General features: G+C 47.3%; 17 protein-coding genes and 1 riboswitch. Of the genes, 11 read left to right on the top strand and 6 right to left on the bottom strand.

Annotation, left to right across the window (positions count from 1 at the left end; translation table 11 throughout):
- Positions 1 to 5: 5 nt before the first annotated feature.
- Genes M4J38_RS15680 through M4J38_RS15700 form a run of 5 tightly spaced genes read right to left on the bottom strand, consistent with a single transcriptional unit; the run spans position 6 to position 2,688 of the window.
- Positions 6 to 164 (bottom strand): DUF1328 domain-containing protein, encoded by a 159-nt coding sequence (locus M4J38_RS15680; protein ID WP_251760723.1) that lies wholly within the window; start codon positions 162 to 164, stop codon positions 6 to 8.
- A gap of 42 nt (positions 165 to 206) precedes the next feature.
- The gene (locus tag M4J38_RS15685; RefSeq protein WP_251760724.1) at positions 207 to 878 is read right to left on the bottom strand and encodes a response regulator transcription factor; all 672 of its coding nucleotides are present in this window, start codon (positions 876 to 878) and stop codon (positions 207 to 209) included.
- A 9-nt stretch (positions 879 to 887) separates the two neighbouring features.
- Positions 888 to 1,655, bottom strand: a complete 768-nt coding sequence (locus tag M4J38_RS15690; protein ID WP_251760725.1) for a sensor histidine kinase — start codon at positions 1,653 to 1,655, stop codon at positions 888 to 890.
- Positions 1,598 to 2,272, bottom strand: a complete 675-nt coding sequence (locus M4J38_RS15695; RefSeq protein ID WP_251760726.1) for a hypothetical protein — start codon at positions 2,270 to 2,272, stop codon at positions 1,598 to 1,600. The genes M4J38_RS15690 and M4J38_RS15695 overlap by 58 nt, the downstream gene beginning before the upstream one ends.
- 5 nt (positions 2,273 to 2,277) lie before the next feature.
- Positions 2,278 to 2,688 carry a hypothetical protein gene (locus tag M4J38_RS15700; RefSeq protein ID WP_251760727.1) on the bottom strand — a complete coding sequence of 137 codons (411 nt, stop codon included), beginning with the start codon at positions 2,686 to 2,688 and terminating at the stop codon, positions 2,278 to 2,280.
- A 361-nt stretch (positions 2,689 to 3,049) separates the two neighbouring features.
- Between M4J38_RS15700 and M4J38_RS15705 the strand changes: the two genes are divergently transcribed.
- From M4J38_RS15705 to M4J38_RS15740, 8 genes are all read left to right on the top strand, one after another.
- A complete protein-coding gene (locus M4J38_RS15705; protein ID WP_251760728.1) occupies positions 3,050 to 3,757 on the top strand; it encodes a hypothetical protein in 708 nt (235 codons plus the stop codon).
- A 96-nt stretch (positions 3,758 to 3,853) separates the two neighbouring features.
- Positions 3,854 to 6,070, top strand: a complete 2,217-nt coding sequence (locus M4J38_RS15710; RefSeq protein ID WP_251760729.1) for a S41 family peptidase — start codon at positions 3,854 to 3,856, stop codon at positions 6,068 to 6,070.
- A gap of 30 nt (positions 6,071 to 6,100) precedes the next feature.
- Entirely contained in the window at positions 6,101 to 8,173 is a 2,073-nt protein-coding gene (locus M4J38_RS15715; RefSeq protein ID WP_251760730.1) for a M48 family metalloprotease, read from the top strand.
- 10 nt (positions 8,174 to 8,183) lie between these two features.
- Positions 8,184 to 8,281: riboswitch (TPP riboswitch) on the top strand.
- An 80-nt stretch (positions 8,282 to 8,361) separates the two neighbouring features.
- Positions 8,362 to 9,072 (top strand): class I SAM-dependent methyltransferase, encoded by a 711-nt coding sequence (locus tag M4J38_RS15720; protein ID WP_251760731.1) that lies wholly within the window; start codon positions 8,362 to 8,364, stop codon positions 9,070 to 9,072.
- 3 nt (positions 9,073 to 9,075) lie between these two features.
- Positions 9,076 to 10,140, top strand: a complete 1,065-nt coding sequence (locus M4J38_RS15725) for an AIR synthase-related protein (protein WP_251760732.1) — start codon at positions 9,076 to 9,078, stop codon at positions 10,138 to 10,140.
- 9 nt (positions 10,141 to 10,149) lie between these two features.
- Positions 10,150 to 10,791, top strand: a complete 642-nt coding sequence (locus tag M4J38_RS15730) for a thiamine phosphate synthase (protein ID WP_251760733.1) — start codon at positions 10,150 to 10,152, stop codon at positions 10,789 to 10,791.
- Between the two features lie 59 nt (positions 10,792 to 10,850).
- A complete protein-coding gene (locus M4J38_RS15735; RefSeq protein WP_251760734.1) occupies positions 10,851 to 11,069 on the top strand; it encodes a Trm112 family protein in 219 nt (72 codons plus the stop codon).
- A 312-nt stretch (positions 11,070 to 11,381) separates the two neighbouring features.
- Positions 11,382 to 11,789 (top strand): DUF6265 family protein, encoded by a 408-nt coding sequence (locus M4J38_RS15740; protein WP_251760735.1) that lies wholly within the window; start codon positions 11,382 to 11,384, stop codon positions 11,787 to 11,789.
- Here M4J38_RS15740 and M4J38_RS15745 read toward each other — a convergent pair.
- Positions 11,761 to 12,330 carry a helix-turn-helix transcriptional regulator gene (locus M4J38_RS15745; protein WP_251760736.1) on the bottom strand — a complete coding sequence of 190 codons (570 nt, stop codon included), beginning with the start codon at positions 12,328 to 12,330 and terminating at the stop codon, positions 11,761 to 11,763. The genes M4J38_RS15740 and M4J38_RS15745 overlap by 29 nt on opposite strands.
- Positions 12,331 to 12,649: 319 nt before the next feature.
- Between M4J38_RS15745 and M4J38_RS15750 the strand changes: the two genes are divergently transcribed.
- Genes M4J38_RS15750 through M4J38_RS15760 form a run of 3 tightly spaced genes read left to right on the top strand, consistent with a single transcriptional unit; the run spans position 12,650 to position 18,056 of the window.
- On the top strand, positions 12,650 to 13,693 hold the full coding sequence (locus M4J38_RS15750; protein WP_251760737.1) for a TlpA disulfide reductase family protein: 1,044 nt from the start codon (positions 12,650 to 12,652) through the stop codon (positions 13,691 to 13,693).
- Between the two features lie 9 nt (positions 13,694 to 13,702).
- Positions 13,703 to 16,672: a SusC/RagA family TonB-linked outer membrane protein gene (locus M4J38_RS15755; RefSeq protein WP_251760738.1), complete on the top strand. Its 2,970-nt coding sequence runs from the start codon at positions 13,703 to 13,705 to the stop codon at positions 16,670 to 16,672.
- A gap of 16 nt (positions 16,673 to 16,688) precedes the next feature.
- Entirely contained in the window at positions 16,689 to 18,056 is a 1,368-nt protein-coding gene (locus M4J38_RS15760) for a RagB/SusD family nutrient uptake outer membrane protein (RefSeq protein WP_251760739.1), read from the top strand.
- The last annotated feature ends 44 nt before the right edge of the window (positions 18,057 to 18,100 follow it).

An 18,100-nucleotide genomic window follows, 5' to 3' on the forward strand; every position in this document is an offset into this window, starting at 1 on the left:
GCCCATCATGGGGTTCTTCCCCTGATCAGAGAAATAAGGAACAGCACGATGAAAATGAAAAACAGGATTTTGGCGATACCGGCGGCACTGGCGGCTATCCCGGTAAATCCCAGTATTCCCGCAATGATTGCGACAACCAGGAAAATGATGGTCCAGCGTAACATAAGCTTATTTTCGCTTATATATTAAAATATGGTGCCATCTGATCAGTTCACCAGTAGCCCATTTTTTATGGCGAAAAGGATCAGACCAACCCGGCTGTTCACCCCTGTTTTTTCAAACACCGCATCCCGGTAGCTGTCTACCGTGCGGGGTGAAACGTTCATCAATTCCGCGATTTCCTTGTGACTCATTTCCGTGCAGGCGTGCTTAAAGAATTCCAGCTCTCTTTCTGTAAAAGAAGAGGTGAAATCCATTTCGTTTTCTTTTCCATCTTTTTTGAGCAGCACGTAACGGAAGAGTTTGTTGCTCACGAGGTCGTTGATAAAATAATCATCGTTCCGGATCTGATCCAGGGCCTGTTTCACAACAGAAGGCTTGCTGTCTTTCAGGATAAAACCGCGTGCGCCTCTTTTGAGCATCCTGATGATTGCGGTATCATTGTCCAGCATACTCAGCACAAGTACTTTCGTTTCCGGCAGATTGTTTTGAATCCATTCCGCTGTTTCGTACCCGTTCATTTCGGGCATGGTGATGTCCAGTAGTACAATATCCGGGTGGTGTGGCCCTTTGAGCTGAGCGATAAAGTCTTTTCCGTTGTCGGCCTCGAAAAGCACCTTATACCCATCGAATTCGTTGATAAGATTGGCCAGTCCGTGCCGGAGCAGTGCATGATCATCAACAAGGGCTATAAAACAAGTGGTGGATGGTTGCGCCATGGCTTAAATTTAAGTAAGGTTAATGAACACGGTGGTTCCTTTTTGGGGAAATGAATTAAATTGTATGGTAGCGCCTATGAGTTCGGCTCTTTTGTGCAGGCCCGTTATTCCGATTCCTTTGCCTTGTTTTTCATTTTGTTCGAACCCGATGCCGTTATCGGAAACGGCAATGCTGTATTGACCTTTCTCACCAGATATGGCTACGGAAACTTCTGTTGCGGCGGCGTGTTTCAGAATATTGTTGATGATTTCCTGGATCATGCGCAGCAGGAAGATAGATTTTTCTTCCGCGATTTCCATTCCATCACTATCATCCCTAAACGAAGTTTTAAACCGGCCTGATCTTTCAAGATAGGCGAGTTGCTGTTGTATCACATTGGCCAAACCAGTTTCAACAAGGTATTTGGTATTCAGGCTATGACTAAGGCTTCTGAGGTCGCCAATGGCTTTTCCCAGCAGTTCATCGGCGCTGTTCACCTTAGCTTCATTGGCTCCGGCTCCCAACGTGTTCAGTTGTAAACGAACCAGGCTGAGCGCCTGGCCGATATTATCATGAATTTCCCCACTGATCTGGTTGAAGGTGGCCTCCTGTATTTCCAGTTGAGATTGGAGGAGCGCCTTTTCGTACGTACGTTGCAGGGCTTCTTTCTCCCGGATATGATCACTCTTTTTCCTGTTGTACTGCACGAACAGCAGGAAAAAGAAAATCACGATCAGCATCAGCGTTGCCGATCCGATAAATATAAACCAGAGGAAGAATCCGGACGATAGCACCATATAACACCTACGTATATGAGCACAAATCTAATCATATTTGCCACCTGCTGAATCTTCCAGGAAATAATGGCGTCCGATTCCGGTAACAATTCCCTGTACTTATAGGCGGAAAGCGTCAGCACACTCACTACGCTGTAAAAGAGAAAACCGCTTACGATCCAGAACCCCGCAAGTTTCTGAAAATGCAGGATATTATCGTCTTTCGCCAACCGGATAAAATACCTGAAACAAAAAACGGTACATATCAGGTTCAATACCCCGGCTGCATTGCTGTTGAAGCTGGTGAACAAAGGTTCCCAGAAAATGAGATTCAGCACCGTGAAACACAGGAAGAGCGAAAGCACCACGTTGATGTACTTGTACTTTTCCGGTGAAAGGGTGTTGATAAGGTGAAGCACCAGGATGGCTTCCAACATGGTGAACAAGTGGTAGATATACAGGTTGTGTAGTCCCTGATCAGCCAGCAGGTTACCGTAACCCATCAACAGAAAGGAAACAAGTGAATAGGCTAAAAGCCATCCTGCTCCCGGCTGCCATTTCCTGATATATACGATCAGCAAAATGGCGGCCAGCAGCGGGAAAGTGGTATCGGAATAGTTTAAAAAAAAATTCTCCATTTACATTATAGCACCGGTGGTGCAGTTCTTCCCGTATTAAGGATATTCGGATCGCTGCAATTCGACGGACAGGGCCGCTCGTTCGCCAGCGGATCACTTATCGGGTTGGTTACACCGAGATCTGTATCAGGTCCCGGAATATTGTAATCGTTGTAGATTACATGCCCGTTCTCCACTAGTTTATCCACGGCCACCACCACCAGTGTGGTCAGTCTTTCACCACCCTCGGTTTTCTCGCCGATATAGATCCGGATGCCATCCAGGTCCAGGCCATCCTGGGTTAATAACTCATTCAAATCTTCTTTGGTGAGAAGAATCGCTTTCACTTTACTTTCCACAGGAACATCCAATGTTTCTAAATAATCACGGTAAGCTGCGCATTGGTCCACAGCTTCCTGCCAGGTTGGTCTTGACATAGCACTTACGGTTTTTTTTGGTTTAAAAGGTTGAGGCAATTTAAAGCGGAAGCGGCGGGTAAATCAAAAATGTTTTTTAAAAAAGCCGGAAAGCCAGGAAATAGAGGAAAAAAACGCAGTTTTTCCCGTAAAGACACCGTGCAGGCCATCCGTTATTTAACGGATAACAAATCCCGTGACTTCACCATTGCCAGGTAAATGAGACCTGCCGACCTTTGAATCCAATCAGCCACCATACTCCAGCTTTCTTTACCATTAAGCCAATCCTTCGTGTGAAGCATATATGAAACCTTTAAACAGGTTACCATGTATGCTTTTTTGTTGTCTCTAATTTGTACCTTTCTGCAATAAATCCATTGCAATGAACCTGAAAAACTTTACAACATTTTGTTTCGCAGTCCTGCTGATGGGACTTTCCACCCGTGCGCAGGACAATCCCGTAGGCGCGTGGAAAACTGAAGTCAACAACGCTACGGCAGTTCTTATTATAACGCCCGGGTATTTTTCCCAGACACATTTTGACCTTCCCGGAAAAAAATTCATAGCCAGCTACGGCGGCACCTGGAAGGTGACCGATAACGGAGAAGTGGAAGCCATGATCGAATTCAATACTCTGGAGAAAAACCAGGTAGGCGAAAAACTGACCATCTCCGGAGACATGCACGATGGTAAACTGGTGACCGCCAAGGGCTCCGATAAACTGGAATGGACACGCGTAGATGATGGCGCGGGCCCCCTCTCCGGCGACTGGCGCATTTCCGGCAGAGAACAGGATGGAAAGATCAACACCATTAATCCCGGCGCGCGAAAAACCGTTAAGATACTTTCAGGTACCCGTTTCCAATGGATCGCGATCAATACACAAACCGGAGAGTTCTTCGGAACAGGCGGCGGAACCTATACTTTTGAAAACGGGAAATACACGGAAAATATTGAGTTCTTCTCCCGCGACAGTTCCAGGGTGGGCGCCACACTTACATTCAATGGAAAAGTAGAAGGCAACAACTGGGACCACAGCGGACTGAGTTCTAAAGGAGAGCCCATCCATGAAATATGGACCAGGCAGTAACATGTACGTTATTTCCTCATTGGAGCCGGAAAAAATATAGGTTGATCCCCCCTATTTTTTCCGGTTTTTTTTCGACTTTAGCCCAAACCTTTGCACATGAAACCTTCTCTTCTCCTTATCCTGCTGGCCGTTTGCGCTTTTTCCCGCGCACAAACCGTCAATTATAAACTAAACGCCGGGTTTGAAGCGGATCCCGCCAATGGTGTACTCCGAGAATGGAACTGGTACAACTCAACTGGTTATGAAGGCGGTATTGATTCCACTGTAAGCTATTCCGGCAAAAACGCTTTTTATATTAAAAGCACCACTGCTCCAAACCCTGCGCAATATGGTGCGATGGGCATCAATATTCCCGCGAGGAAAGGGCAGCAACTGACGATGGAAGGTTACCTGAAACTGGAAAATGTACAGAACGGCTTAGCGGGTTTTTACCTCGCCATCATCGGCAAAAACGGCACGATTCAGAAAACAGATCTTTCAGAGAGCGGTGTATCGGGAACACAACCCTGGAAAAAATACAAAGTTTCTATTCCCTTAAGTGCCGATGCACGTACTGTAAATGTAGCGGCCGTAATGGCGGGACAAGGGCAACTATGGATTGACGATATCACACTTTCTATAGATGGAAAACCTTTTGAACAATCGGATACCGTATCAGCACCGTTGGCTGAATCGGATACATCCTTTTCAAATGGCTCACGTATAAATGAAATTGCCCCGTCGGCGGCTACTAACGCCGCGCTTGTTTTGCTGGGCCAGGTGTGGGGCTTTGTGAAATACCATCATCCCGCGGTAGCGGCCGGAAACTTTAACATGGACGCGGAACTTTTTCGTTTCATGCCCATCTACCTCGCAACTGCTCAACCTGCTGATCAGCAACGCCTGCTGTACAACTGGGTTAAAAAGTTCGGCGCGGTGAAAACAAAAAAGGATACGGCGCTATCCCTCAAACCATTCCTCGAAACGGATATTTCCTGGCTAACGGAGCAATCGCTGGGAAAGGAACTGCATCAATTGTTGCGCGATATTTACCACGCGGAACGTAAGAACCAGCATTACTACATTGCCATGGCGCAAGGTGTGGGTAACCCGGTTATCAAAAATGAGCTCCCCTACGCAAAAATGCACTTTTCAGATGCGGGACTTCGCATACTCGCGCTGTACCGGTATTGGAACCTGATACAATACTTCTTCCCTTATCGCAACCTGTTGGAGGAGAACTGGAACACAACATTGGAGTGCTTTGTTCCACGTTTCGCTTATGCTACTTCTGAAAAGGAATACAAACTAGCCTTACTTCAACTGATCGGAAGTATTCATGATACCCATGCGAATGTGTGGGGCAATGAAGCTGTTCTGGCCGAATTCTTTGGCAAAAGATATGGACCGCTCTCCGTGGTATTCGTGGAAGATAAACCCGTGGTAACAGGATACCTCAACGATTCCCTTGGAAAGAAGACCGGAATATTGCCCGGTGATGTGATTGAAAAAATAAACGGCATTCCCGCGAATGAGTTGGTGCAGAACCGCATTCCTTATTTTCCCGCATCGAACCTGCCCACAAAAATGCGTGATATAGGACGTGATTTTTTACGGTCGAATGATTCCACATTGTCCGTTACTTTCAACAGGGATGGGAAGTCTTTTGAAAAGATGATCCCAACGTATACACCCATGCAAGTGAATGTGTATAAAAGGTATTCAGCTAAAGATACCTGTTTTGGTATGGCTGCACCTGGCATTGCCTGGATATACCCGGGTAAAATAAAGAATGCTTACCTGCCGGCCATAAAAAATGAACTGAAAAACACAAAAGGCCTGATCATCGACCTGCGCTGCTATCCTTCAGATTTTACGGTGTTTACGTTGGGCGGCTTCCTGGTTCCGAAGTCCACGCCATTTGTGAAGTTCTCATTTGGTGGTATCCTGATGCCAGGCACGTTCTACCAGGGACAACAACTTAATATTGCACCGACAGATTCCCATACCTACAAAGGAAAGGTTGTGATTCTCATCAACGAACTTACGCAAAGCCAGGCCGAATATACTACGATGGCATTCAGAACCGCACCTGGAGCTCTGGTGCTGGGCAGTACAACCGCTGGCGCAGATGGAAATGTTTCCGGCTTCATTCTTCCGGGGAATGTGAGCACCATGTTCAGCGGGATTGGCGTTTATTATCCTGATGGCCGGGAAACACAGCGTGTGGGCATAATACCGGATATTGAATGTAAGCCAACCATCGCGGGGATAAAAGCGGGCAGAGACGAACTCATGGAAAAGGCAATCGAACTAATCAACAAAGAAAGATAAATTACTATTTTAGTTGTTAAACCCCTTTCCATGAACGCAACCGTTTCGGCGTCCTTCCAGCAACAGGCAACCAGAGCCGTTTCTTCCATTGTATTATTTGTGTTGGTATACCTCTTCCTCTTTATTGCCGTGCTCGGCCTTTCGGTGCTTTGTGTGTACGGTGGGGTGATGCTCATTCTCGCAAAGCCCTCTTTTATTACGCTGATGCTTGGCGGTGGAATGGTGGGCCTGGCTTTTTTTGTGTTCTACTTCATCATAAAATTCCTTTTTTCAAGAAATAAAGTAGACCGCTCCGCGCTGCTGGAAGTGTCTGCAACGGAAGAACCGGCGCTCTTCGAGTTTATCCGTGAAACCGCGGCTGAAACGGGAACGCCACTTCCCAAAAAAGTTTACCTCTCATCCGATGTGAATGCCTGTGTGTTTTATGATTCGGGTTTCTGGAGCATGTTGCTCCCCATCAAAAAAAACCTGCAGATAGGCGTTGGCCTCGTAAACAGTGTTACGGTTTCCGAACTAAAAGCCATCATCGCCCATGAGTTCGGACATTTCAGTCAGCGAAGCATGAAAGTGGGAAGCTATGTATACCACGTGAACCACGTGATGTACAATATGCTCAATGATAATGAATCGTACAACAACATGATCGGCCGTTTTGCGAACATGAGCGGATATTTTTCTTTTTTTGCGGGTATCGCTGTGAAAATCGCAAACGGCATACAATGGGTGCTGCACAAAATGTACGGGTTTGTAAACTTGCGCTACATGGCGCTTTCCAGGGAGATGGAGTTCCACGCCGATGAAGTGGCCGCTTACGCCGCCGGATCAAAACCACTGGTCACTTCTTTGCTTCGACTTGATCTTTCCGCGCAGGCGCTCGATGAAACGCTTGATTTCTACAGCAGACGGATTCCGGAAAACATTACTTCCGGAAATGTATACCCGCACCACCGTTTTGTGATGCAACGCCTCGCGCATACTTCAGGTGTTCAGTTGCAACACGGTCTGCCTGATGTTACAATGGACTTCCTGAGCAGGTTCAACAAATCAAAACTGGTGGTAAAGAACCAGTGGGCCTCTCATCCGGAAACAGAAGAGCGCATCGGGAAACTTGAAATACTTGCGGTGGAAAAAGAGCAGAACAATGCAGGTGCCTGGAGCCTTTTTAAATCGCCAGCCGCCACACAGGAAAAGATGAACGCGGTACTCTTTTCGGCCGTGTCTTATACGGAGGAGCCTGCACAACTTTCAGAGAAAGAATTCAGCTCAGCTTACATCGCCGATGCTGAAAGGTTCCGCTACCACCCGGTTTTCAATGGGTATTATGATAACAGAACCCTGAAGGCGGAAGACCTGGAACAGGTATTGAAAGAAGCTCCTGCCGATATGCCGGATGAAGCAGCCACTATTTTTTCCGCTGAAGTCGCGGAGGAAATAAGCGTACTGAATGCGCTGGAAAGCGATATCCGTTCGCTGGAAACAATCGCCGCCGGGAATACAGGAATCAAGACGTTCGATTATAACGGTATCCGTTACACGGAAAAAGAAGCGGCTGTCGTTTTGGAAGACGCGAAAAAACAGCAGGAGATGCTGGAAGCTAAATTGCGACAACACGATCTGCTTGCGCTGAAGTTCTTTTACGCGAACGCACGCCGTTCCGGAAACGAGACACAATGGAAAGAAAGGTACAACAGGTTTTTTGAGGTGGAAGCAGCATTTAAAGCCGCGGTGGAAGAACACAATGCCTACCTTGCCACAACTGAATTTATGCGTGAAACCCAATCGTATGAGTTTATTGAAGCAAATATGGAAGTTTTAAAACAAAAGGAAGCTCCGCTCAAAGAAAAGATGCGCAGGATATTTGAAAGCGAAGAACACCGCGCGTTAATGACGGCTTATGAAAAAGCCGCGCTGGAAAAATACCTGTCCTGCGAATGGACCTATTTCATACGTCCCGATTATTATAACGATGCGCTCGGCGTAATGTATGAAGCGCTGCAGTCTTACTACAATACAGTTTTCAATTTTTACAGAATGAAAAGAAAAGAGCTTTTCGATGGGCAGGCGGCCGGGATTTTAACGCCTGCCGAACCAAATTTTACCTAACTTCACGTTTCACAAATGCACGGGGTGCTTTCCCGCAGGGAAGGCTGAGATCATACCCGGTACCTGATCTGGATAATACCAGCGGAGGAATTGCAAAAATGGTGTTGCACATCATTCGGGCGTAAGCTCCTGTTCCCATGGTTTTCCGGGCAGGAGCTTTTGATTTTTTAATACGCAACACCATTACAATGAAACTCGACCTGTACACACGCGGCCTGCAGCACTGGCAGGGAAGACCGGAATGGTTCTTCAACCGCGAACACACCGATACGTACGAACAATGGTATGAAGGGCGCTACAAAAGAGCGGAGATCTGGCAGAAAAAAGTGATCGGGGGCCTTATCTCGAAGGATACGCGCGTTAAAACCCTGCTGGAATTCGGTTGCGGAACAACCCGCTTCACCCGCTGGTGGAAGAACATTGGTATCGAAGCGATGGGCGCAGATATTTCACCGCTCATGTTGGGCCAGGGCGTACGCCTTTTTGATGGTGACCTGGTGCTGGCAGATTCGCACCACATGCCTTTCAAAGACCAGACCTTCGACGCGTTGGCTTTCATCACTACCTTTGAATATTACCGTGATCCCATCCAGGTGATCCGTGAATCCGCCCGCGTAGCGAAATATGGAATCGTATTCGGGATGATGAACAGGAACTCTCCCAAAGTAGTGCGGCGCCGTATTCAGCAGGCGTTTGGCAAAAATCCTTTTTATGTAACCGCAACATTCTACACACCGGATATGCTGATGGCAAAGATCCACGAAGCGCTGAAAGGCAGGGATTATAGTATTGAATGGACCTGCACCGGTTTGCCAAAATGGTTTCCCGTACAGCAATGGAGTGTTCCGGTAGGCGATTTCTTCGGACTCCATGTGAAATTCAATGATGTTCAACCTTAGTCGATGAGCAGTTTCGATACCACTGGAAAATTTCAGCAGGCGTTTTTTGAAGAACACCTCTATCCGAAATTTGGCCTGAACCGCCCTGAAGTGCGTGTGGGTCCCGCCTTCGGCGTGGATGTGAGCATCGTTGACCTGCCCGGGAACATGGGACTCGCCATTACCAGTGATCCGCTTTCGCTGATACCTTCACTCGGTTACCGTGAATCGGCCTGGCTTTCCGTTCAACTCCTGGTGAATGATATGGCCACTACAGGATTTGCGCCCATGTACGCGCAATTCGTGCTCAACCTGCCGCAGTCGCTGGATGAAAAGGGTTTCAAAGAATACTGGAACTGGATCAATCATTATTGTATTCAAACAGGCGTGGCCATTACGGGTGGGCATACCTGTAAGATAGAAGGGATGCAATCCACCATTGTGGGAGGCGGAACCATGTTTCTCACAGCATCAAGGGAGGAAATACTTACCAGTCAGGGAGCGGAACCCGGAGATGTACTTGTACTGCTGGGAGAACCGGCCTGTTCCTCCACCTCAATTCTTTCGCTGAGCTTCCCTGAAACTATCACGGAAAAACTGGGAAAGGAAGTACAACAAAAAGCCGCTGACCTTTTCTCCAGCACTTCCGTGCTCCATCCTGCGTTGCGCGCCGCCGCATTCAATGGTCAATATCCTGGGGCGTTGAAAGCCATGCACGATGTTACCGAAGGAGGGGTGTACGGCGCCATTTTTGAAATGGCCGTCGCTTCCGGAACAGGCGTTGAGGTTTACGCGGAGAAAATGCCCGAAGCGCCCGTGCAGCGGGAGATATGTGCGTTGTTCAATATAGATCCGTGCATCAGTGTTGGCGCGGGCGCCATGATTCTTGCCGCCAATCACCGGTACGCCGGAATGTTGGTGAAATCGTTGGAAGAGGAAGGTTTTCATGCCGCCATTATTGGAAGCTTCCTCAACGACCCCGAAGGAAAATGGCTGGAAACAACTGAGGGAAGAACACCGTTACCCTACCCGGAAAAGGACCCGTACTGGAATGCTTTTTTCACCGCTTTAAAAAATGGATGGAAATAAACCATACAAATGAAACGAATGATTAAGAACGGAATTTACCTCGTGGTGGACCCGGCCATGCCGCTGATGAAATTATTGCCATTGCTGGAACAGGTATTGGAAGCGGGCGTGTCCACCGTACAGGTTTGGGATCATTTCCCGGCAGGATGCGATCCAGTTGCGTATACAAGGGCTATCATGGATATTGGGAAAAAGTTCAATGTGCCCGTGCTCATCAATCAAAACATTGCTCTTTTCTTTGAAACAGGTGCGGATGGTATTCATTTCGACCAGGTTCCAAACCAGTATGATAAACTGAGAGAGCAAGCCGGGCCGGACTCCATCATTGGCATCACTTGCGGAAACGATATGGAACGCGTACAATGGGCCGCCGAGAATAACATAGATTACATTTCCTTTTGTTCCATGTTCCCCTCCGCCTCTGCGGGGGTATGTGAAATCGTCAATCCGGCAAACATTTTAAAAGCCAGGGAAATATTCAGCGGCAAGATCTTTCTTTCAGGCGGCATCACGCCGGCAAACATGGCCAATCTCGCACCGCTGAAAACGGATGGTATTGCCGTGATATCCGGTATTCTCAGCGCCGCCGATCCCGCAGGAGCCGCACGTAATTACCTGAACACGTTTGAGCAACAGGCCACCGTACTATAATAACAATTAACACCAGTTTTTTTATGAGCCCATCAACCATAGCAAAGCTTTGCTGCCCAATGGACAAAAGTGATCTTGAACTGAAAATAATGTCGCGCGATACCAATGGCGATATCGTAGAAGGCTTGCTTACCTGCCCTTCCTGCCAACGTTATTACCCTATTGTATATGGTGTGCCCATTATGCAGCCTGATGAGTACCGGGAGCAGCAGCTGGAAAAACCAATATTGGACCGTTGGGGTGTACAAGCTGCGCTGCCCGCAACTACCAACCAATAGATAGTACCCATGAAGTACGTGCGGCCAACTGGTAATCAGTATTGATCCGGGCATAAATTGAATACGGCCAACAGGATTACAAACCGTAAAAACGGATAACTACAGGTGTACCCTAACCCCGCAGCGCCTGAAGAAGTAATGGTTTCTGCTGAAATGGCCGCCGCGTTCAATGGCTGGATGGATCAATAAAATGAACCTGAACCAAAATCGTATCTTTAAGGCATGAAAAAGGCGCCGGATCTGCACTCCCACATAAATATACCAAAGGCCATATTCCTGTTTTTGTTTGTAACAGGTTCATGGATAACATGTTTGGCACAACAACCCTCCGTTTCCGTTAAGCAATTTTCCTGGCTCGCGGGCAAATGGAAAAATACGGAACGGAACAGCTTTGAATACTGGAAGTTTAATGAAGACAGTAGCCTGCTGACCGGTTATTCATTCAGCATAAAAGAGGGCGATACCACCATTACCGAAAAACTCCAGTTTGTATGCGAAGGACCCACCTGTTATTACGTGGCCGATGTTCCCGACAATGGCAAGCCCATACGTTTCGCGATGATGCAGCATACACCGAACGGTTTTCGTTCCGAGAACCAGCAGCACGATTACCCGAAATACATTGAATACAAACTGGAAGGGCCGGGAAAATTAAGGGCGGAAGTGGGCGACGCCACCCGAAAACAGGTCTTTAACTTTGAACGGCAGGATAAGCTATAACGTATAAGAATACACGTTTTTTTGAAGAGGCCACCATCTTTATTTTGTTTTCTTCGATCAGTTTTTTCAATGCATTGCTGATAGTGGAACTCGAAGGCTGAATGGCATAATCCTCTTTTAAAAGCATCCTGATCGTTTTTACTTCCCGGGGTTCATTCAAAAAGCCGGAAGGCAGTACCCGCTCCCGTAAAATCGACAATACTTTATTGGCGGCGAGTTTTTCCCGGTAATCTTTTAGCTCGTCCGGATTTTTCGCTTTGATATACGCTTCGGAACTTTCTTTCAGCAAAGAAAAATCGGGCACTGAAAAAGTTTTGGAAGGATCGAACAGGTCATAATTCACGCCGAAAAAACTACAGATATGATAACGATGGTGTTGGTTGAAACGAATGCTGCCTTTCTCGATACCTGCAATCGTATTCAGCGAGAACCTGCAACCCCTCGCAAGGTCGTTTTGTGCAATGCCAAGCCGCAGTCGTAACTGAATGATACGCTTCCCGATCAGCTGTGATTCTTCCGCTAAAATTTGCTCAACATTCACCGGGCAAAGAGAGATATCCGTTTAATTTTATTTTGCTCAATATTTTGATGAATAATAAATTGACCTATATTTGTTGCACCACACACCGTTTTTTCACCACCACATTTATGGGTTTATTTCTCACCGGCTTACGGTGAAAGCACGATTGCTGTTCCTTTCAGGATGAACTAGCTTTCAGTTTTTATTTCACGCCACCCACCACAAGGCATTCCTGGTTGATGTACACGATGCGGAGATACTTACGCGGAAGAGTCGCAACGATTACCATAAAGACTACGCATCGGCCACGATATCAATTATTAACCAAAACCAACTGTAAATGAAAAAACTACTCTTTTTCATGCTGGGTACCTGTGTGCTGTTACTGAACGGAATGGCGCAAAAAACTTCTGTACCAGACCTTTCCATGGCGTTGAAACCCGGGGAAAAAGTTCCGGATATTACGCTGAATAACCTGCTTAATTATAAAGAGAACACCGCGAAACTTTCAGATTTTGAAGGGAAGCTGGTAATACTCGACTTTTTCGCCACCTGGTGCACATCCTGTGTGGGAGCCCTGCCGCATCTTGACGCTTTGCAAAAGCAAAGAAACGATGTGAAAATATTGGTCGTGACTTCTGAACCGAAGGAAAAAGTAAAAGCATTTTTTGAACGGAACAAATTATTGAAAGGGCTGGAGTTAACCCTGGTAACGGAAGACACTACATGTAAGCAATTTTTCCCCCACCAACTTATACCCCATGAAGTCTGGATCAGCGGAAACCGGGTCCTGAAAGCTGTTACCGAGGCAGAATATGTTACTGCCGACAAAATAAACGAGGCGCTCGCAGGAAAAGAAATTTCCTGGGTAATGAAAGACGATTTTTTCACTTTCGATCATTCAAAACCACTGAAACCCTTACTGGATAAGGTAACTGCCGCGCCAGGAAAATCTTTCTATTCCGGCTTTACGGGTTATATACACGGTCCGGGTTTTTTGAAAGAAGGACTGATCACAGATTCCGCAGCACAAACAACCAGGTTTTACATCCTCAACGCGCCTGTCCTGAACATGTATTACAAAGCCTTTAAAGAAGAGCGGCTGGGATTCCTTAAATCTCCAGCGCATAGAGCGCTACTGGTAAAGGACACCTTGCAATACCTGTACGATCCCGCTATCCATAAGTATAAAAGAGAGTGGCAAAAAAAATACGCTTTCTGCTACGAATCCGCCTGGCCAATCGGAACTCCGGAAGCTGTTATGCGGGAAAAACTAAAGCATGATATTGACCATTATTTCGGCCTTGAAGGAAACATCCGGAACACCTCCACAGGGTTAAAACAGTTTGTGCTGAAAGAAACAATGATTTCCTCAAAACGATAAACAACAGTTATGAAGAAGTGTGTGATGCTTATACTGGTGCTGTTGTGGGCGGGCGCGTGTAAACTCTTCGCCCAGGAAAAACAGGATTCGGCGATACCGAAAGTAAAAGAATTGGAAGAAGTAATTATAAGTACGGGATACCAAACCATTCCCAAAGAAAGAAGTACGGGGTCTTTCGCAACCATTGACAATAAGCTGCTGAATGAAAGGGTGACCACATCTATAATGGAGCGGTTGGATGGAACCACCGCCGGACTAACGTTCAATAAAGGAACGGGGGCGGGTATAACGCTCAGGGGACTCAGCACGCTTGGTGGTATGGCCGATAATCAATTGCTGATTATCGTTGACAATTTCATTTACAATGGAAATATCGCGGATATTAACCCCAACGATGTACAACAGGTAACCCTGCTTAAAGATGCCGCCGCCGCATCTATCTGGGGCGCTAAAGCAGGAAATGGCGTGATCGTGATTACAACCAAAAAAGGGAAATTCTCTCAGCCCGCGAAAATTTCACTCCATGTGAACATGAGGGTGTTACCTGAGCAGGACTTGTTTTTTGAGCCCACCATGCCGGTGCCGGAATATATAGCGCTACAGGAGGACCTTTTTGAAAAGGGATACTATAATACGATGCTGAATAGTACGGCGCCAACTACAATTGTTAACCCCGTGGCGGAAATCCTGGGAAAACACAGGGCGGGGACGTTATCAGACGAACAAAAACGTTATTTACTGGATTCCATTGGAAGAAATGACTTGAGAAATGATTTCAGGAAGTATTTCTACCGGCCAGCCGTAAGTCAGCAGTACGCCTTGAACGTGTCCGGGGGAAGCGGAAATATGACGTACTATTTTTCAGCGGGCTTTGACAGATCGAATGCGGAAGTGATCGGTAACCACCAGTCCCGGGCCACCATCCGGCAACAAATGAATTTTAAGGCCACGAATCGACTGGAAATTAGCACAACGCTTCAGTATGTAAAGAACGACGCTACTACCGGAACGGAACCCCTTTTGCTGCAAACGCCCTGGCCATACGCCAAGCTGGCGGATGAGCAGGGCAACCCTTTAGCGCTTCCTTATGAATACCGGCAATCCTATAAAGACACCGCGGGAAACGGCAAACTGCTGGATTGGAACTTCCGTCCATTGGAGGAGATGCGTCTCGCCGATCGTTCCGAACGGGGCGAAGATCTTTTGATGAATATTGGCATCACCTTCCGCATGCTGAAAGGAATGGATGTAACGGCGATGTACCAGCGCCAGTCGGGCAATACAGCCGCGCAGGACTACCGGAGTAAAGAATCTTATTTTACCCGAAGCCGGATCAATCAGTTTACGCCCCCGGGAGGAACGTACCAGAGCAGTGCCGTTCCTTATGGCGGGATTTTATTGTACCAGAATAGCCGTCAACTTTCGCAACAGGCGCGCGCGCAAATTTCCTACAACCGGGAATGGAACAATCATGCAGTGGCCACGATTGCAGGATCGGAAATACAACATACAGAAGCGGAGGCAGACAACTCCTTTTTATATGGATTCGATAAAAACCTGCTTACCTCATCCAACGCAGATTTACTCAGGTTGCACCCAAGATATATGGGAGGTTCCGCCAGTATAGCACTCCCAACGTTACGCGCCGGTACCAGCACCAGACAGGTTTCGTTTTTTACGAACGCGACCTATACCTACAAAGAACGGTATGCGCTTTCAGGAAGCGCCAGAAGAGACGCCTCTAATCTGTTCGGGGTTTCTACAAATAATAAATGGACCCCGTTGTGGAGCGCCGGCGCAGCCTGGACCTTGTCAAAGGAGCCCTTCTTTAATGTGAATTGGATAGATATGCTGAAACTCCGGGCGACGTATGGGTATCAGGGGAATACCAATACTTCCGTAGCCGGGGTGCTTACGATCCGGTACAGCCCTGGTGCCGATGTACTCACCAATGTACCAATCGCTTCGGTAAGCAATGTGCCTAATCCCGATCTGCGTTGGGAAAGGGTGGGCCAGACAAATATCGGGACCGACTTCTCGCTTTGGGCCGGCAGACTCAGTGGATCGCTGGAATATTATTTTAAGAATTGTACTGACCTTGTTGCCAATGCTCCTATTGATCCAACACTGGGGGCGGGGGATGAAATCATGAAGAACAGCGCGGTGCTTCATACAAAAGGAGTTGACGTTTCACTCACCGGAAAGCTGGTGGATAAAGCGATCAAATGGAGTACAACGGCTTTTTTAACCTGGAACACCAACAAGGTTAAAAAGTACCTGCTCTCTCCATCCATTGCCCGCGACCTTGTAGAGAATGGCGGTGCCATCAATCCCGTGGAAGGAAGAGAAGCGTATGCATTGGTGGCATACCCTTTCGCCGGACTGGACCCCGATACCGGTGCCGCCCTTGGAATATTGAACGGGCAACCGTCCGGCGATTACGCGGCGATACAGGTTGAAACAAAAGCTACCGACCTTTATACGCCCGGCTCATCAAGGCCGGAGTATGTGATGGGGCTCCGGAATATGGTTTCGTGGAAAGGGATCGATCTTTCTTTTAACCTGACGGGAAACTTTAAATACTGGCAGCACCGCACTTATGCCGGTTCCGGCATCTTCAACGGCGGTCTTACTGGATATCAGGATTACATGAACAGGTGGCAGCTGCCCGGAGATGAATTGCATACCAACTTACCGGCGATTACTTACCCGGTGAACCTGCAGCAGGAAAATTTCTACCGGCAATCCGCTGCCATGGTGGTACGGAGAGACCATATCAGGTTGCAGAATATACACCTGAATTATACTTTCTCCAAGACCACATTACGCGTGTTCAGTAACGTGTCTTTTTACACGAACCTTTTTAATGTGGCGGTGCTTTGGAAGTCAAATAAAGAGAAAGGTGATCCGGATGCCGGAAAATCTTTCCAGCAACTGAGAACGACCTACGCTGCCGGTTTTAAACTGAATTTCAAATAAACACCTAAACTGTTTTATGAAAAAGTACATCAGCATATATGTGTGTCTGCTTTCTTTAATAGGGCTCGCTTCCTGCAAGAAATTCCTGGAGGAGAAGTCCGACAAAAAGCTTGCGATCCCGGAAACGCTAAGTGATTACCAGGCCCTGATCAACAGCACATCCACCATGAATGTGAGGTTCTGCGGACTGGCTGAGGTGGGCAGTGACAATTATTATATCCGCGATAAAGAATGGGCCGCGCTGGACGATGAGCCCAGGCTGGCATATACCTGGGAATGGAATGGTGTTTCTAACGGGCATTGGTCCAACCTTTACGCCATCATATTCCGGGCAAACCTGGTACTGGAGAATATAGGCGAACTCAAGGTTTTGCCTGCGCAGACAGAAGAGAAAAGACAGTTGGAGGGGAAAGCGCTTTTCTTCCGGGCAATGGCACACTTTAATGTGGCCCAGGTTTGGGCGCCCGCCTATAAAAAAGGAGGGGAAAATGACCAGCCGGGTATTCCGTTGCGCAGTTCATACGATATCAATGAACCGGTAACAAGATCAACAGTGGAGCAAACTTATGGGCATATTGTAGAAGACCTTCGCAAAGCATCGGAACTTGTTCCTGTTCAGGTGACACACAAGGCCATTCCCGGCAAAGCCGCTGTTTTGGCGTTATTGGCAAGGGTGTATCTTTCTATGAATGATTTTGAAAACGCTTTGCTGTATGCGGATTCAACACTTTTGTACAATAGTGCCATACTGAATTATAATACACTGAATCCATCCTCTGCCGGTCCTGTTCCTGCTTTGAATGAAGAAGTTATTTTCCATGCGCAGTGCGTGATGGGTGGTGCAATGAACGCCACCCCCAACACGGTGGCAAAGGTGGATACAGGGTTGTACGCGCTATACCATCAGAACGATATCCGCAAGGCTGCCTATTTTGGAAAGAACAACGACAATACCTTTTTCTTTAAAGGCGGATACGATCAGTCCAAATCTGCACCCCGTTTTATGGGGATTACCGTAAGCGAAGTATTGCTTATCAAGGCGGAATGTGAGGCGAGGCGCAACAACATAGAAGGGGCGATGGACGCACTAAATGCGCTGCTGGTAAAAAGATGGAAGAGCGGAACCTTTGTCCCTTACCAGGCTTCTGTTCAGGATGAGGCGCTGGCTTTGATTTTGGAAGAAAGAAGGAAAGAACTTTGTTTCCGTTCCGGATTGCGGTGGATGGACCTTAAAAGGTTTAACACACTTCCCGATGAGCGGCGTTCCATCAAACGGCTATTAAATGGTGAAGAGGTAATACTTGATTCGGAGGACAAGAGATTGCTGTGGCTGATTCCGCTGGATGTGGTGCGTTTATCCGGAATAACACAGAACCCAAGGTAAAGACATACCGGCAAAGGAATGAACCCTTTGCCGGTGGTTGAAGC

Origin of the sequence: Parasegetibacter sp. NRK P23 (assembly GCF_023721715.1) — a bacterium.
Classification (GTDB): domain Bacteria; phylum Bacteroidota; class Bacteroidia; order Chitinophagales; family Chitinophagaceae; genus Parasegetibacter.

Excerpts from the sequence above, each read along its gene's own strand:
- M4J38_RS15680 (WP_251760723.1), bottom strand. The coding sequence starts at position 164 with ATGTTACGCTGGACCATCATTTTCCTGGTTGTCGCAATCATTGCGGGA.
- M4J38_RS15685 (WP_251760724.1), bottom strand. The coding sequence starts at position 878 with ATGGCGCAACCATCCACCACTTGTTTTATAGCCCTTGTTGATGATCAT.
- M4J38_RS15690 (WP_251760725.1), bottom strand. The coding sequence starts at position 1,655 with ATGGTGCTATCGTCCGGATTCTTCCTCTGGTTTATATTTATCGGATCG.
- M4J38_RS15695 (WP_251760726.1), bottom strand. The coding sequence starts at position 2,272 with ATGGAGAATTTTTTTTTAAACTATTCCGATACCACTTTCCCGCTGCTG.
- M4J38_RS15700 (WP_251760727.1), bottom strand. The coding sequence starts at position 2,688 with ATGTCAAGACCAACCTGGCAGGAAGCTGTGGACCAATGCGCAGCTTAC.
- M4J38_RS15705 (WP_251760728.1), top strand. The coding sequence starts at position 3,050 with ATGAACCTGAAAAACTTTACAACATTTTGTTTCGCAGTCCTGCTGATG.
- M4J38_RS15710 (WP_251760729.1), top strand. The coding sequence starts at position 3,854 with ATGAAACCTTCTCTTCTCCTTATCCTGCTGGCCGTTTGCGCTTTTTCC.
- M4J38_RS15715 (WP_251760730.1), top strand. The coding sequence starts at position 6,101 with ATGAACGCAACCGTTTCGGCGTCCTTCCAGCAACAGGCAACCAGAGCC.
- M4J38_RS15720 (WP_251760731.1), top strand. The coding sequence starts at position 8,362 with ATGAAACTCGACCTGTACACACGCGGCCTGCAGCACTGGCAGGGAAGA.
- M4J38_RS15725 (WP_251760732.1), top strand. The coding sequence starts at position 9,076 with ATGAGCAGTTTCGATACCACTGGAAAATTTCAGCAGGCGTTTTTTGAA.
- M4J38_RS15730 (WP_251760733.1), top strand. The coding sequence starts at position 10,150 with ATGAAACGAATGATTAAGAACGGAATTTACCTCGTGGTGGACCCGGCC.
- M4J38_RS15735 (WP_251760734.1), top strand. The coding sequence starts at position 10,851 with ATGGACAAAAGTGATCTTGAACTGAAAATAATGTCGCGCGATACCAAT.
- M4J38_RS15750 (WP_251760737.1), top strand. The coding sequence starts at position 12,650 with ATGAAAAAACTACTCTTTTTCATGCTGGGTACCTGTGTGCTGTTACTG.
- M4J38_RS15755 (WP_251760738.1), top strand. The coding sequence starts at position 13,703 with ATGAAGAAGTGTGTGATGCTTATACTGGTGCTGTTGTGGGCGGGCGCG.
- M4J38_RS15760 (WP_251760739.1), top strand. The coding sequence starts at position 16,689 with ATGAAAAAGTACATCAGCATATATGTGTGTCTGCTTTCTTTAATAGGG.